Below are 14,479 nucleotides of genomic sequence, written 5' to 3'. Positions count from 1 at the left end.
CTTATGCCATGCTCTTATGACATGTTCTTATGACACACTGGCACGCCCCAGCCACATGGATGCCTGCGCTATCGAGAGGGTTCTTCCGTCAATACCTGCAAAAAAGCTTCCAGCACCCGATGAGGGCTACGATCGCGGCGAGTGATGGCAACAAATGGCGTCGAATAGCCTGCCTTGCCAGCGCATAGCAGGCGCAGGCGCCCTTCTGCCACCCAGGAAGCCGCTTGATGATCAGGCAAGTATCCCAGGTAAGCTCCGGTCAGAATCAGAAACGCGGCCCCTTCCCTGTCGGAGGCCGTCGCGGTACCTGTCAGCCAGGCAAGCGCTTCACGCCCGGACTCCGGAAGCGGATATGACGGCACTACCGCATCCCATTGCGCCAGCTCGGCCAGTTCAGGTTCTGCGGCATGGAACAGAGGGTGCTCACAGCCGCAATAGAGACTCGAATGCTCGCCATAGAGCGCCAGTGTCTCCACACTGGTAGGCAGGTTGACTTCCGGCACCACCCCGACATGCAGACGCCCATCGAGCACGGCTCTGGCGATCTCCCCTGGTGGGTCCATATGGATATTGATGCGCACCCCGGGTCCTTCTGCCTTGAGCCGAGCCAGGGAATGAGTAATGCGCATTTGCGGATAGCTGACCAGAGTGTCGGTGATGCCGATGTTGAGCTCGCCGCGCAAATTGTGATGCAGGGCATTGACCTCGGTACGGAAGGCTTCGAGCCCGGCCAGCAGCCGACGAGCCCCTTGCAGCACCTCTCGCCCTTCCTCGGTCAGGGCAAAACCGCCTCGCCCTCTCTTGCACAGCTTGAGCCCCAGGCGTTTTTCCAGATCGCCCATATGCAAGCTGATCGCGGAGCGGCTGATACCAAGCTCCCCTTCCGCTGCGGAAAATCCGCCACACTCCGCTACCGTCCTGAACACTCGCAGCAAGCGGATATCAAAATCGGTGACCGGAGACGGAGATGGACGCTGGGGTTTCATGATGGACGGCTGTTGCACACAGGGCAGGCGGGGTCCTTGGCCAAGCGGAAGTGACGCCATTCACCGCTCAAGCCATCGAAGGTGGATAATCCACCATGTGAAGAACCAGACTTGGCGAGCAGCTTGATGGCTTCAAGCGCCTGAAAACTGCCGATCATGCCGACCAGCGGTGCGATGACACCACTCTCGGCACAGGACAGAGCCTCGTCGCCCTGGTCATTCGGGGGATACAGGCAGGCATAGCAAGGGCTTTGTGCGTCACGTGGATCGAATACCGCGATCTGCCCGGAAAAGCGGATCGCTGCGCCAGATACCAGAGGCACTCCTGCCTCCATGCAGGCGGCATTGATGGCATAGCGGCTGGAAAAACGATCGGTGCAATCCAGCACCACATCAGCCTGCCGGGCTGCCTCGAGCAGTTCTGCGTCATTGAGGAAGCGTTTCACCACATGGATCCGACAATCGCTGTTCAATGCCCGGGCCGAATTGGCCGCAGATTCGGCCTTGTTGACGCCCAGATCCGCCTCATGGTGAGCGATCTGGCGCTGGAGGTTGGAGATTTCCACTTCATCCGCATCAGCAATCGTCAACTGCCCGACCCCCGCTGCAGCCAGATACAGCGCTACCGGTGAGCCCAGCCCACCAGCCCCGACAATCAAAGCATGCCCATCGAGCAAGCGCTCCTGCCCTTCGATATCCACCTGGGGCAGCATGATCTGGCGGCTGTAACGCAGCAGTTGCCGGTCATTCATTGGCTGACTCATTTACCCTCGAACTCCTCGATGTCGGGCACATGCAGGGCAAAGTCCTCCTTGACCTCTTCCATCACCACATAACTCTTGGACTCCTTGACACCCGGCAATGTCAGGACGACATCTCCCAGCAACTGACGATAAGCCGACATCTCAGGAATGCGACACTTGAGGATGTAATCGAACTGGCCGGATACCAGATGACATTCCTGTATCTGCGGCAGCTTGGAAACCGCCCGGCGAAACTCATCGAATACCGCCGGTGACTGCGTCTCGAGGCTGATCTCGACGAACACCAGTAAGTTGGCCTTGAGCTTGCGCGGATCCAGAATGGCCTTGTAACCACGAATCACGCCCGCACGCTCCAGGCGCTTGACGCGCTCCAGACAAGGAGTGGTGGAAAGCCCTACTTGGGTAGCGAGATCAACATAGGAGATACGAGCATTGTCCTGCAGGCAGCGCAGAATCTTGAGATCAATACGATCGAGTGAGCGACTTTTGCTTTTCATTGTGGTTATGACTCGATAATCAGGAATGTGAAGCTGGCCTATAGCAACAACCTCTTGACGACGGTCTTGTCACCATAACGACTCAGAGATATCGACCAAAATACCCTGCAAGCGGGCACTTTTTCCATATTCTCGCACGTTAAAACCAATCTCGACGAAGGTTTTTACTGTATCCCTCCGTATCCTTCTGATCCATTCACATCCATCAACGCTGGATATTCCAGACTTTCCATCAGGGCAGGTCAGGTACCTGATGCCTTCCAACCGTCACTCTTTCATTTCCCGCCAGATCCGGCAGGCTTTTGACATCCGCATAACCACTGGCTGCCAGCAGTTCACGTACGACAGGTCCCTGTTGATAGCCATGCTCCACCAGCAGCCATCCATTCGGCACCAGATGACGTTGCGCACCTTGCGCGATACGGCGCAGGTCAGCAAGTCCGCCATCGGCGGCTATCAAGGCAGAAGATGGCTCGAAGCGTACATCACCCTGATTGAGATGAGGATCCTCTGCATCAATATAGGGGGGATTGGAGACAATCAGCTCGAAGTTCTCGGCATCGTCAAGTGCTGCAAACCAGTCGCTGACGCGAAACACCGCCTGCAGTCCATGGCGTTTGGCATTGCGGGTTGCCAAGGCCACGGCTTCGGGTGAAAGGTCCAGCCCTTTCACGCGCCAGCCCGGGCGCTCACTGGCAAACGCCAGAGCGATGGCGCCAGTGCCGGTACCGAGGTCCAGCAAGGCTCCAGTAGCCGTCTCTGCGCGAGTCAGGGCCGCCTCAACAAGTGTCTCCGTATCCGGGCGCGGAATCAGGGTGGCACGGGAGGTCTCCAGCGCGAGTCCCCAGAATTCCCGCTCACCCGTCAGGTAGGCAACAGGCTGGCCTTCGGCACGGGCCCCCACCAGGGCTTCGAAACGCGCCCTGGCCAACACATCCATCGTGCGATCTCCCCAGGTGTAGAGCCAGGTTCGATCGACCTTCAGCACATGGGTCGCAATGACTTCCGCATCAAGCCGGGACGTCCCCGAACCAGCTTGCTGCAGACGTGCAGCTGCCCGGGACAACAGCACATCGATGCGCATCAGACCTCCTGCTGCAATGCTGCCAACTGTTCGGCCTGGAACTCATGGATCAACGGTTCGATGACTTCATCCAGGCCATCGCCGGTGATGACTTCGGAGAGCTTGTACAGCGTCAGGTTGATGCGGTGATCTGTCACCCGACCCTGGGGAAAATTGTAGGTACGAATACGCTCGCTGCGATCACCTGAGCCAACCAGAGAACGGCGCGCATCGGCCTGCTCCTGGCGCTGGCTGTCCTGAGCCGCCTGCTTGAGACGAGCGGCCAACAGCGACATGGCCTTGGCCCGGTTCTTGTGCTGACTGCGCTCTTCCTGACACTCCACCACGACGCCGGTAGGCAGGTGGGTAATACGAATCGCCGAATCGGTCGTGTTGACGTGCTGGCCGCCTGCCCCACTGGAACGGAAGGTATCCACGCGCAGGTCGGAAGGGTTGATATCCACGTCGGTGACTTCATCGGCTTCCGGCATCACCGCCACCGTACAGGCAGACGTATGGATACGCCCCTGGGACTCAGTCGCCGGTACCCGCTGAACTCGATGAGCTCCAGACTCGAACTTGAGTCTGGCATAGGCTCCATCGCCCTTTACCCGGGAAATGATTTCCTTGTAGCCGCCTTGCTCACCGTGACTGGCACTGACCACCTCGACCTTCCACCCCTGATTTTCCGCATAACGGGAATACATGCGGAACAGATCACCGGCAAACAGTGCAGCCTCATCGCCTCCCGTTCCGGCACGCACCTCGAGGAAGACATTACGCCCATCATCAGGATCCTTGGGTACCAGCAGGCGCTTGAGCTCGCTATCCAGGGCATCCAGACGCTCCTTGCCCTCTTCACGTTCCAGTTGGGCGAGTTCGCGCATTTCTGCATCCGCGTCCTCTGCCATCAGCTCTGCCGTCGCGATGTCTTCTTCGACATTCCGATATTGGCGCCACGCCTCGACCAGCGCCTCGAGCTCGGAATACTCGCGAGAATAATCACGAAACCGTGTCTGGTCAGAAATGACATCAGGATCTGATAGCAGTGCAGCAAGTTCTTCGAAACGATCGACGAAGGCATCAAGACGCTGACGCAGGGAAGCTTTCATCGGTATGTCCTTGAATTCGGGTTAGAAAGGCGACGCAACACAGGTTCGTGGCAAAGCAGATTCGTGGCAAAGCAGGTTCATGACAAAGCAGCTTACCTAAGGAAATGAGTTTCCCTAATGTTCGCGCTCGTCGTCGCCAAGCAATAGCTCAGCGGCTGCATCAAGCAGCTCCTGACGCTCCTGCGCAGCAGCACTACGCAAGGACAGGGTGGGCTGGTGGAGTAAGCGATTGGTCAACTGGTGAGCCAGGCGCTGAATGACCTTCTCTGGTGCCTCGCCATTGGCCAGGCGCGCCAGAGCCTGCTGTTCGGCCTCGTTGCGCAGGACATCACCCTTCGCCCGCACTTCCCGAATGACATCGCCGGCACTACGAATGCGACGCTCTTGAAACCAGTGAGCGACGCCACTGTCGATCAGTGCCTCGGCCTGGTTGGCTGCGACCTGACGGTGACGTCGGTTCTCTTCGATGACCTCTTGCAGGTCATCAACGGTATACAGAAATACATCACCCAATTCGCTGACCTCAGGTTCGATATCCCGTGGCACGGCAATATCAACCATGAACACCGGGCGGTGTCGACGACGCTTGAGCGCGCGCTCGACCATCCCCTTGCCGAGGATGGGCAGAGGTGCCGCTGTAGAAGAAATGACAATATCGGCCTCTTCCAGCGCCGCCGGAATGCCATCCAGGGAAATGGCCTGACCGTTGAACTCTTCCGCCAGTTGGCTGGCTCGTTCCTTGGTGCGGTTGGCAACAGTGATGGCCTTGACGCCGGCCTCATGAAGGTGGCGAGCAACCAGTTCGATCGTTTCTCCAGCACCGATCAACAAGGCACGGGCCTTGGAGAAATCATCAAAGATGCGGCTAGCCAGGCTGACCGCAGCATAAGCTACCGAGACAGGGTTCTTGCCAATGCTCGTCTCGGTACGTACCTGCTTGGCCACTGCAAAAGTATGTTGAAACAGGCGCTCCAGTTCACCGCCGAGCCCTTTGGCCGTACGAGCCGCCTGGTAGGCATCCTTGATCTGGCCCAGAATCTGAGGCTCACCGAGCACCATGGAGTCCAGCCCCACCGCTACACGCATCAGGTGTCTTGCGGCTTCCCCATCGACATAGTGATAGGCGCAAGAGAGCAGTTCTTCCGGCGGCAAGGCATGAAAGCGCCCCAGCCAATCCAGAACATCGCGTTCACCAGTTTCATCAGTGACACAATACAGTTCGGTGCGATTGCAGGTAGACAGCACGGCTGCCTCTCGCACTCTAGGCAAGGCACGGAGCTCTTTCAGCGCAATATCGAGCTGCGAAGGACCAAAGGCCACTTTCTCGCGCACCTCGACGGCAGCGGTACGATGGTTGATGCCAAGGGCAAGCAGGGTCATGCGTTAGACGTCTTCACCAGATAATGGCTGGGATGGTACCTTTTCTTGAGCAGGCTCCACTCCGCAAAGGCGACATATTCTAGCATATGAATTGCTGAACACCTGAGCCTTGATGCTCTTTGCATCATCATGCGGTATCTCTGCATATCGCTTTCAACTTTGCTGCACCCGCTCAAGCCGCTATGCTGACGGCTATTTCCAATGTAATGCCGATCACAGAATGCCATAGCGTCTCGATCGCTACATTCTACATCACGCTGATCGCTCTGACTGACATGATGAGGCCTGCATGCCCAGTAACACGCGCATTCGACAGCTGACGGGCCCCCTGACTTCCCTGACGCTAGCTGCCTTGCTCTGCGGCTGCCAGGGCTTATCCATCTCCTCCGCCGATGCTCAACCCAAGGATCCAATGGTGAATGCACCACCTATCACCAGGGGATTGGATGCCGAAGGCCTTTCGCTCCTGTTGACGGCAGAAATGGCTGGACAGCGTGGCGACTTCCGACGAGCGACAGAAGGCTATCTAAAAGCTGCAGAGCGCTACCACTCTCCGGCATTGGTAAAGCGTGCCACATTCGCCGCCCGCTTCACCGATGACCCCGAGTTGCTTGAGCGGGCAGCACGCCGCTGGCAAAGCCTGGCCCCTGAAACCACGGCAGCGGCAGAGCTGTTGGGCTCCCTGGCATCGATTCGTGGTGACTGGACCGAAGCCTTGCAGCAGAAGATCATTGCATCAGATACGCGCGAGCGCAGCGATATCACTCGCTTTGTCGATACCGCTCTCGCCTCTGGCGCAGACCCGAGCGCTATGGACAGCATTCTGCGCGAAGCGCTGGTAACACCTCCCGCCAGCGAGCCTGTACGCCTCGATCTCGAACTGGCGCTATCCCTGACTGAAGCAGCCCAAGGTCAGTTGAAGAACGCCCAACAGCGCCTGGCTCGCCTGGGCAAGACCGCTGACGACATGCCCCAGCGCTGGCTGGCCACCTCGCGCCTGAACCTGGAGCAAGGCAACCCCCAGGCAGCACGTCAGGCAGCGAAGCGTGGTCTCGACCTGGCGCCGCAAGACGCCCTCTTTCTGTTGTTGATGGCACAAGCCGATATCCGCATGGGCAACCTGGCAGCCGCTGAAAAAAGCACCGATGCCCTGCTCGCCGAGCGAGGTGATTCGCCCGAACTCAGGGTTGGCCTGGCCCGCCTTTATATCAGCGAGGGACACACCGCCCCGGTAAAACACTTACTGCTGCCACTGGTCGGCAACCCTGATGCTCCCAGTGCGACCTATCTGTTGCTGGCGTCCATTGCTGAAGAAGAAGGTGATATCGACAACGCCCTCCTCTATTACCGTCAAGTACCCGAAGGCCCGAACTACCTGCTTTCCCGTCAGGCAGCTTCGCTCATGCTGACCGCCGACGGACGCCTGCAGGACGCCCGAGACTTCCTGCGCTCGGAACGCCAGCACCATGATGAATCCTATACCGGGCTGGTGATTATCGAGGCTCAACTGCTCGACGACGAGGGGCTTGGCGAAGACGCTGACACGCTGCTCGAGCGTGAGCTGGCACGCACCCCCGAGGACAGCGACCTGCGCTACTTCTATGCCATGCGAGCCTGGCAGAATGGCGATCAGGATACTTCAGAGCGCGAACTGCGCCGACTGGTCGAACAGCAACCGGACAATGCCACTGCCCTCAACGCGCTCGGCTATACCCTTGCCGATTCAGGCTCGCCAGATGAGCTTGATGAGGCAGAAGCCTTGATCCAGAGAGCCTACAAGCTGGACCCTCAGAACGCCGCTATCCAGGATAGCCTCGGCTGGGTTGCCTACCGTCGAGGCGACCTGAGCAACGCTCTACGCTGGATCGAGCAGGCCTGGAACACCCTTCCTGATCAGGAAGTGGCTGCCCATCTGATTGAAGTCTTGTGGGACCTGGGACAACACGAACGCGCCCAAGAAATTCTCGGCGCGGCACGCGAGCAGTTCCTGAACCATCCTTATATAGATGAATTGCTGGAACGGCGCCCCGAAATCATCCCTTGAGCGACCATCATTCCTGATATATAGCTGCTCTGCATGCAACAGCCGCTATTAATAGCTGCTCGGCCTGACTGACAAGGATTGTGACATGATCAAGACGCTACGACTTTCTGCTGCTGCCCTGTGTATCTCCGTGCTCGCAGGCTGTGCCGCACCAGCCGCGACCGACAAGGCTGCCACTGAACGCACTGCCGGCCAGTGGGAACAGCAAATGACGGAGGTCAAGGCTTTCGACTCCTGGACCTTGACCGGAAAGGTGGGTCTGCGAACGCCCGAAGAAACCAATAGCGCCAACCTCGACTGGCTGCAGACACCTTATTATTACCGTTTGCTCGTCACGGGCCCGCTTGGTGCCGGTCGCAGCACTCTGGAAGGACGCGAGGGTCGCTTCTCATTGACCAACAGCGAAGGCCGTTTCGAGGCCGAAACGCCGGAAGCCTTGATGGAACAGCGACTTGGCTGGTCATTGCCGGTATCCCAACTGACAACATGGGTTCGTGGCCTGCCCGTGGAAGGACAGCCTCATACTTCCACCGAGGACAACCTTGGCTTCCCCGCCACGCTGTCTCAGGATGGATGGAAGATCGATTACCGTGGCTGGATGAATGTGGATGGCGTCTGGCTGCCTAATCGCATGGTCATGACCTACGGTGACATTCGAGCCACCCTGGTGGTCAATCAATGGCAAGCAGGCGAAGGCGGCGAGTAAGTCCATGTCCACGCCTGTACATGCCACCGCACCAGGAAAGGATGAGTCAGACGCTATATTGCCTGGCCAGCCCGATGTCGATGGCTTCACCCTGCCAGCCCCAGCAAAGCTGAACAGGATGCTGCATATCATCGGGCGCCGGGACGACGGCTATCATGAGTTGCAGACCCTGTTTCAGTTCCTCGACCATGGTGACAGGCTGCATTTCTGCCTGCGTAACGATGACAGCATCGTGCTGCACGGAGACCTCGAGGGCGTCGAGCCGCAAGACAACCTTGTCTATCGCGCTGCCGCCCTGCTGCAGAGGGTCTCCGGCTCGCGCCAGGGAGTGACGATCCGTGTGGACAAGCGGCTTCCCATGGGAGGCGGCCTCGGCGGAGGCAGCAGCGATGCCGCCTCTACCCTGGCAGGGCTCAATGCCCTTTGGCACCTGGGACTTTCCAATGAAAAGCTGGCCGAGCTGGGGCTGGTGCTGGGCGCCGATGTTCCCGTGTTCGTCCACGGACATGCAGCCTGGGCTGAAGGCATTGGTGAACACCTGACCCCAGTGGAACTGGACTCCCCTTGGTTCGTGGTTGTTCACCCCGGAATATCTGTCTCGACACCTGAAGTATTCAATGCTCCAGAATTGACACGAGACAGCCCCCCTATTACCATGGCGCGCGCACTCAAGGGGGGAGCGTCGAACTGGCGCAATGATTGCGAGCCAACTGTCAGGCAGCGTTATCCTGAAGTGGCCCATGCTCTGGAGTGGCTGAATGCCCGGGCGCCGTCCATGTTGACGGGTACCGGTGCTTGTGTTTTTGCCACTCTAGGCAGTGAGACTGGAGCCCGACGCTTGATGAGCGAGCTCGAAGCAGCCCATCCCGGCTGGCATGCTTTCATCGCGCAGGGTCTTAATCGTTCTCCTCTCTTGGACGCCCTGAATGCCTAGTACTGTCCATATATGCATTGTCTATCATAGAGGCTTGCTCCATATGGATGAAAACTAGCGCAACGGCGTCATTGCTGGGGTATCGCCAAGTGGTAAGGCACCGGTTTTTGGTATCGGCATTCGGAGGTTCGAATCCTCCTACCCCAGCCAACTTTCTTCTGGGCCCTTTAGCCCACTCCGAAGATCAACACAGCAAAGGTGGCTGCGCGTGTCAAAATTGATGGTTTTCGCCGGGAATGCCAACCCCGAACTCGCCCGAAAGGTCGCCGAGAGCCTGGATAGCAGACTGGGCAACGCTACGGTCGGTCAATTCAGCGACGGCGAAATCGCGGTAGAGATCAACGAGAACGTGCGCGGCAAGGACGTCTTCGTCCTGCAGTCCACCTGTGCACCGACCAATGACAACCTGCTGGAACTGATCCTGATGGTTGATGCCCTGCGTCGCGCTTCTGCGACCCGCATCACAGCGGTGGTTCCCTACTTCGGTTACGCTCGCCAGGACCGTCGTGTACGCTCTGCTCGCGTACCGATTTCCGCCAAGATCGTTGCCGACATGATGGTCAAGGCAGGTGTCGATCGCGTCATGACCATGGACCTGCATGCTGATCAGATCCAGGGTTTCTTCGATGTGCCGGTAGATAACGTCTATGGCTCACCGATCCTGCTTGATGACATCGAGCGTCAGAATTACGACGATCTGGTCGTGGTATCACCAGACGTTGGCGGCGTGGTTCGTGCCCGAGCCATTGCCAAGCAACTCAACGTGGATCTCGCCATCATCGATAAGCGTCGCCCCCAGGCCAACCAGGCCCAGGTGATGCATATCATCGGCGATATCCAGGACCGCACCTGCGTGGTGGTAGACGACATGATCGATACTGCCGGCACCCTGTGCAAGGCTGGCGAAGCGCTCAAGGAGCACGGCGCCAAGCGTGTGGTGGCCTACGCCACTCACCCGATTCTGTCTGGTCCGGCGGTGGACAACATCACCAACTCCGTACTGGACGAAGTGGTCGTCACTGACACTATTCCGCTGTCTGACGAAGCTCGCCGCAGTGGGCGTATCCGCCAGCTCAGCGTGTCTGGCCTGATCGCCGAAGCGATCCGTCGTGTCAGCAACGAAGAATCCGTCAGCGCGATGTTCCACTGATCCCAGAGGAGCACAGCTCTTCGGGAAAAACGTTACATTGCGCCGGTAAGCACCCCAGGTCCGCCTGGGGTTATATGGAACCACCAGATGTCTGGTCGCGGGCCCTGGTGACTTCCTGACTTGAAAGCACCGGCATTTTGCCGTGCTTTTGTTAGCCAAGAGGCAATTTCATGTCCGATTACAACCTCACAGCCAGCGTTCGTAACGACCTGGGGAAAGGTGCGAGCCGCCGCCTGCGTCGTGCGAACCAGCAAGTCCCGGCCATCATCTACGGTGGTACCGAGGCTCCCCAGTCCATCGCTGTGGACAAGTCCGCTTTCTACAAGGCTCTGGAAGACGAGGCGTTCTTCTCCTCCGTCATTACCCTGAGCGTAGAAGGCAAGACTCAGCAAGTCGTGCTTCGCGACCTGCAGCGTCACCCCTACAAGCCGTTGGTAACCCACGCTGACTTCCTGCGCGTCGACGCCACTCACGAAATCACCATGCGCGTCCCGCTGCACATCGTGGGCCAGGATGATTCCAAGGCGATCAAGGAACAGGACGGCGAACTCCACCAGTTGGCCACCGAAGTCGAGATCAGCTGTCTGCCGAAGGACCTGCCCGATTACCTCGAAGCTGATATCTCCGGCCTGGAGCTGGGCGCTGCCCTGCACCTGTCCGACATCAAGGTACCGGCTGGTGTGACCATCGTTGAGCTGACCCATGGTGAAGACCATGACCAGGCCATCGCCAACGTCACCAAGGCCAAGGTCGCTGGCGAAGCTGAAGACGGTGAAGCTGGCGAAGCCAGCAGCGAAGAAGGCAAAGGTGAAGAAAGCGCCGAGTAATCGCGCCGTCTTTTTCCTGGAGGGGCCACCACGGTGGCCCCTTTGCTTTGCAATGGCGCTTTGTGCAATGGCGCTTTGTGCAATGATGCGTTGGAGTGATGCTTTCTTGAGCCGATAGAGTCCTTTGCCCAGCATTTCCAAGGACCTGTTCGAGGGGCCAGCGGACAGTCGAACGCAGGCACTACCCGCACAGTATCCTGGGTTCTGGGCAAAGTGCTCATTTTCATTGATGGGAGATGTCTCGATGACCAGGATCAAGGCCCTGATTGGCTTGGCCAACCCAGGAGAAGAGTACGCAGCAACCCGCCACAATGCGGGAGCCTGGCTGATAGAGGAAGTCGCTCGTCAGGCCGGCGTCAGCCTTCGCCCGGAGAAAAAGTTTCTCGGCCTGTATGCCAAGGCGGTCATCGACGGACAGGACCTGCACCTGCTCATCCCCACCACCTACATGAACCGCTCTGGCGGTGCGGTAGCAGCCCTGGCCAAGTTCTACAAGATTGCCCCGAATGAAATGCTTGTCGCCCATGATGAACTCGACCTGCCCCCGGGCACTGCCCGCTATAAGCAAGGAGGCGGCCATGGCGGACACAACGGCCTGCGCGACATCATCAGCGCCTTGGGCAACGACAAGTCCTTTCATCGCGCGCGCATTGGCATTGGCCATCCTGGCCATGCCGGCATGGTGGTCAACTACGTACTGGGCCGCCCTGGCAAGAACGAACGGGATACCATCGACCAAGCCCTCGAAGAATGCCTTGCCACCCTGCCCCAAGCGTTGGCAGGCGACTGGGCCAAGGCCATGAACCGTCTTCACAGTTTTTCGGCATAGGTCTTCTCTCGGCTTAAACCTCTTCTCGGTCTGACAGCCGGCAGGTAGAATCACGCCCCAGACTTATTCATCATTTTCAGGATACATATCCATGGGATTCAATTGCGGCATTGTGGGTTTGCCCAACGTCGGCAAGTCCACCCTGTTCAACGCCCTGACCAAGTCCGGCATCGACGCCGCGAACTTCCCTTTCTGCACCATCGAGCCCAACGTCGGCATCGTGCCCATGCCCGATCCACGTCTCGACAAACTGGCGGAAATCGTCAAGCCAGAACGGGTATTGCCCACCACCATGGAATTCGTCGATATCGCTGGCCTCGTGGCAGGTGCTTCCAAAGGTGAAGGCCTTGGCAACCAGTTCCTGGCCAATATCCGGGAAACTCAGGCCATCGCTCACGTGGTACGTTGCTTCGATAACGATAACGTTATCCATGTCGCCAACCAGGTCGATCCCCGTGCAGATATCGAGACCATTAACCTGGAACTGGCCCTGGCGGACCTCGACACCGTGGACCGCGCCATTCAGCGCCTGGTTCGCGTCGTCAAGGGGGGCGACAAGGAAGCGATTGCCACAAAGGCGATCCTCGATCGTATCCAGCCACACCTCGCCGAAGGCCAGCCCCTGCGCAGCTTCGGCCTGTCTCCGGAAGAGCAACTACAGGTCAAGAGCTTTGGCTTTCTGACACTAAAGCCGACCATGTACATTGCCAATGTCAATGAAGACGGCTTCGACAACAACCCGTACCTCGATATCGTACGCGAGATCGCTGAGGCGGAAGGCGCAGTCGTCGTACCTGTGTGCAACCAGCTTGAAGCCGAAATCGCCGAACTCGACGATGAGGAACGCGCGATGTTCCTCGGCGAAATGGGCATGGAAGAACCCGGCCTGGATCGTGTCATCCGCGCCGGCTATGCCCTGCTTGGCCTGCAGACCTACTTTACTGCGGGTGTGAAGGAAGTTCGTGCCTGGACCGTCAAGGTTGGCGCCACCGCCCCCGAGGCCGCCGGCGTCATCCACACCGATTTCCAGAAAGGCTTCATCCGTGCAGAAGTCATCTCCTATGACGATTTCATTGCCTACAATGGCGAGCAAGGCGCCAAGGATGCCGGTAAGTGGCGCCTGGAGGGCAAGGAATACATCGTCAAGGATGGCGACGTCATCCACTTCCGCTTCAACGTCTAAGCGCAAAGCCTGAACCCAAGCGTTCATACCCAAAAGCCCTTGATGCATCACCATCAGGGGCTTTTTACTTTTCATGGCCTGGCCTCTCACGCCCGAACCAGTGCCATCTAGTGATGCATCAGACAACATGACGGGAAAGATCAACCCAAAAGAGCAAGGGTAAGATAGGGAAAGAAGGAAAACCCACGATCAAGGATCGCCACGATGAACACAACGCGACATGATGGCCACGATACCTCCCCTTCTACCCTTTATTCACCTGGGCCTGAACTATGGGTTGCCGACGGTGGCACCGTCCCCTTTTATGGTTTGCCGTTTCCCACCCGCATGGTAGTGATACGCCTGAGTGGTAACCGGCTATGGCTGCATAGCCCTATTGAACTCAGTAAACCTCTTCAGCAGCAGCTTGATGCATTGGGAAAGGTCACTTGGTTGATCGCTCCCAATCACCTCCATCATCTTTTTCTCGACCAGTGGCTTGAAGTCTATCCTCACGCCCGCTGCCTCGGCACTGAACAGGTGATTCGCAAACGACACGACCTCCATTTCGGAGGCACACTCGGTCCAGAACCAGATCCCGATTGGGAACGCGACATTGACCAATTGCTGTTCACTGGCTCCCCGTTAATGACCGAGGCCATATTCTTCCACCGCCAATCGCATTCGCTCATCGTCACAGACCTGATCGAAAACTTCTCTCCGCAAAGCCTGACACCGGTGAAACGCTTCCTGGCCAGAAAGGCGGGAGTTGTTGCCCCCAATGGCAGCATGCCGCTGGACTGGCGACTCAGCTTCATGTTTCACAAGAGTGAAGCTCGAGAGCACCTGCAGCGAATGCTGGACTGGCAACCCGAGCGTCTGATAATGGCGCATGGCGAGATAGTCACTTCACATACCGGTATGTTCTTGCAACGCGCATTTCGATGGCTCAGTCAGGGCAAACGATGACATTACTCCCCTCCGGTTGGACACTTCACTGACACACCATTCCATACCTGGATAGC

Annotated in this window: 14 protein-coding genes and 1 tRNA gene; 9 read left to right on the top strand and 6 right to left on the bottom strand. The window is 58.1% G+C overall.

All coding sequences use genetic code 11. The features are described from left to right. Positions 1 to 68: 68 nt before the first annotated feature. The 6 genes from Q1K07_RS11735 to hemA all read right to left on the bottom strand — a co-directional run bounded on the left by Q1K07_RS11735 (position 69) and on the right by hemA (position 5,802). A complete protein-coding gene (locus Q1K07_RS11735) occupies positions 69 to 986 on the bottom strand; it encodes a LysR family transcriptional regulator (RefSeq protein ID WP_300311181.1) in 918 nt (305 codons plus the stop codon). Next, complete coding sequence (gene moeB, locus Q1K07_RS11730) at positions 983 to 1,750, bottom strand: molybdopterin-synthase adenylyltransferase MoeB (RefSeq protein ID WP_300311016.1); 768 nt, start codon at positions 1,748 to 1,750, stop codon at positions 983 to 985. Before moeB ends, Q1K07_RS11735 begins: the two co-directional genes overlap by 4 nt. Then, positions 1,747 to 2,247, bottom strand: coding sequence for an Lrp/AsnC ligand binding domain-containing protein (locus tag Q1K07_RS11725; RefSeq protein ID WP_300311014.1), 501 nt, complete (start codon positions 2,245 to 2,247; stop codon positions 1,747 to 1,749). Before Q1K07_RS11725 ends, moeB begins: the two co-directional genes overlap by 4 nt. A gap of 232 nt (positions 2,248 to 2,479) precedes the next feature. Continuing rightward, positions 2,480 to 3,331: a peptide chain release factor N(5)-glutamine methyltransferase gene (gene prmC, locus Q1K07_RS11720; RefSeq protein WP_300311012.1), complete on the bottom strand. Its 852-nt coding sequence runs from the start codon at positions 3,329 to 3,331 to the stop codon at positions 2,480 to 2,482. Continuing rightward, a complete protein-coding gene (gene prfA, locus Q1K07_RS11715; protein ID WP_300311010.1) occupies positions 3,331 to 4,422 on the bottom strand; it encodes a peptide chain release factor 1 in 1,092 nt (363 codons plus the stop codon). Before prfA ends, prmC begins: the two co-directional genes overlap by 1 nt. 114 nt (positions 4,423 to 4,536) lie before the next feature. Then, entirely contained in the window at positions 4,537 to 5,802 is a 1,266-nt protein-coding gene (hemA, locus tag Q1K07_RS11710) for a glutamyl-tRNA reductase (RefSeq protein WP_300311008.1), read from the bottom strand. Between the two features lie 289 nt (positions 5,803 to 6,091). On the opposite strand from hemA, the gene Q1K07_RS11705 reads away from it, so the two are divergent. The 9 genes from Q1K07_RS11705 (at position 6,092) to Q1K07_RS11665 (ending at position 14,423) form a co-directional block, all read left to right on the top strand. Further along, positions 6,092 to 7,846 carry a tetratricopeptide repeat protein gene (locus Q1K07_RS11705; protein ID WP_300311006.1) on the top strand — a complete coding sequence of 585 codons (1,755 nt, stop codon included), beginning with the start codon at positions 6,092 to 6,094 and terminating at the stop codon, positions 7,844 to 7,846. An 85-nt stretch (positions 7,847 to 7,931) separates the two neighbouring features. Beyond that, the gene (gene lolB, locus Q1K07_RS11700; RefSeq protein ID WP_300311004.1) at positions 7,932 to 8,552 is read left to right on the top strand and encodes a lipoprotein insertase outer membrane protein LolB; all 621 of its coding nucleotides are present in this window, start codon (positions 7,932 to 7,934) and stop codon (positions 8,550 to 8,552) included. 4 nt (positions 8,553 to 8,556) lie between these two features. Next, positions 8,557 to 9,486 carry a 4-(cytidine 5'-diphospho)-2-C-methyl-D-erythritol kinase gene (ispE, locus tag Q1K07_RS11695; protein ID WP_300311003.1) on the top strand — a complete coding sequence of 310 codons (930 nt, stop codon included), beginning with the start codon at positions 8,557 to 8,559 and terminating at the stop codon, positions 9,484 to 9,486. A gap of 75 nt (positions 9,487 to 9,561) precedes the next feature. After that, positions 9,562 to 9,636 (top strand) — tRNA-Gln (locus Q1K07_RS11690). 58 nt (positions 9,637 to 9,694) lie between these two features. Further along, on the top strand, positions 9,695 to 10,636 hold the full coding sequence (locus Q1K07_RS11685) for a ribose-phosphate pyrophosphokinase (RefSeq protein WP_149285162.1): 942 nt from the start codon (positions 9,695 to 9,697) through the stop codon (positions 10,634 to 10,636). A gap of 170 nt (positions 10,637 to 10,806) precedes the next feature. Then, entirely contained in the window at positions 10,807 to 11,463 is a 657-nt protein-coding gene (locus tag Q1K07_RS11680; RefSeq protein WP_300310999.1) for a 50S ribosomal protein L25/general stress protein Ctc, read from the top strand. Between the two features lie 244 nt (positions 11,464 to 11,707). Beyond that, a complete protein-coding gene (pth, locus tag Q1K07_RS11675) occupies positions 11,708 to 12,292 on the top strand; it encodes an aminoacyl-tRNA hydrolase (RefSeq protein ID WP_300310997.1) in 585 nt (194 codons plus the stop codon). A gap of 91 nt (positions 12,293 to 12,383) precedes the next feature. After that, a complete protein-coding gene (gene ychF, locus Q1K07_RS11670) occupies positions 12,384 to 13,475 on the top strand; it encodes a redox-regulated ATPase YchF (protein WP_300310995.1) in 1,092 nt (363 codons plus the stop codon). 204 nt (positions 13,476 to 13,679) lie between these two features. After that, entirely contained in the window at positions 13,680 to 14,423 is a 744-nt protein-coding gene (locus tag Q1K07_RS11665; protein ID WP_300310993.1) for a hypothetical protein, read from the top strand. Positions 14,424 to 14,479 lie beyond the last annotated feature (56 nt).

The organism is Halomonas sp. (genome assembly GCF_029263665.1).
GTDB lineage: Bacteria > Pseudomonadota > Gammaproteobacteria > Pseudomonadales > Halomonadaceae > Halomonas.
Note: the sequence above shows the minus strand (reverse complement) of the source record. Positions and strands in the feature narration are given on the sequence as shown.

Coding starts and splice junctions, on each gene's coding strand:
- Q1K07_RS11735 (WP_300311181.1), bottom strand. CDS start 986: ATGAAACCCCAGCGTCCATCTCCGTCTCCGGTCACCGATTTTGATATC.
- moeB (WP_300311016.1), bottom strand. CDS start 1,750: ATGAGTCAGCCAATGAATGACCGGCAACTGCTGCGTTACAGCCGCCAG.
- Q1K07_RS11725 (WP_300311014.1), bottom strand. CDS start 2,247: ATGAAAAGCAAAAGTCGCTCACTCGATCGTATTGATCTCAAGATTCTG.
- prmC (WP_300311012.1), bottom strand. CDS start 3,331: ATGCGCATCGATGTGCTGTTGTCCCGGGCAGCTGCACGTCTGCAGCAA.
- prfA (WP_300311010.1), bottom strand. CDS start 4,422: ATGAAAGCTTCCCTGCGTCAGCGTCTTGATGCCTTCGTCGATCGTTTC.
- hemA (WP_300311008.1), bottom strand. CDS start 5,802: ATGACCCTGCTTGCCCTTGGCATCAACCATCGTACCGCTGCCGTCGAG.
- Q1K07_RS11705 (WP_300311006.1), top strand. CDS start 6,092: ATGCCCAGTAACACGCGCATTCGACAGCTGACGGGCCCCCTGACTTCC.
- lolB (WP_300311004.1), top strand. CDS start 7,932: ATGATCAAGACGCTACGACTTTCTGCTGCTGCCCTGTGTATCTCCGTG.
- ispE (WP_300311003.1), top strand. CDS start 8,557: ATGTCCACGCCTGTACATGCCACCGCACCAGGAAAGGATGAGTCAGAC.
- Q1K07_RS11680 (WP_300310999.1), top strand. CDS start 10,807: ATGTCCGATTACAACCTCACAGCCAGCGTTCGTAACGACCTGGGGAAA.
- pth (WP_300310997.1), top strand. CDS start 11,708: ATGACCAGGATCAAGGCCCTGATTGGCTTGGCCAACCCAGGAGAAGAG.
- ychF (WP_300310995.1), top strand. CDS start 12,384: ATGGGATTCAATTGCGGCATTGTGGGTTTGCCCAACGTCGGCAAGTCC.
- Q1K07_RS11665 (WP_300310993.1), top strand. CDS start 13,680: ATGAACACAACGCGACATGATGGCCACGATACCTCCCCTTCTACCCTT.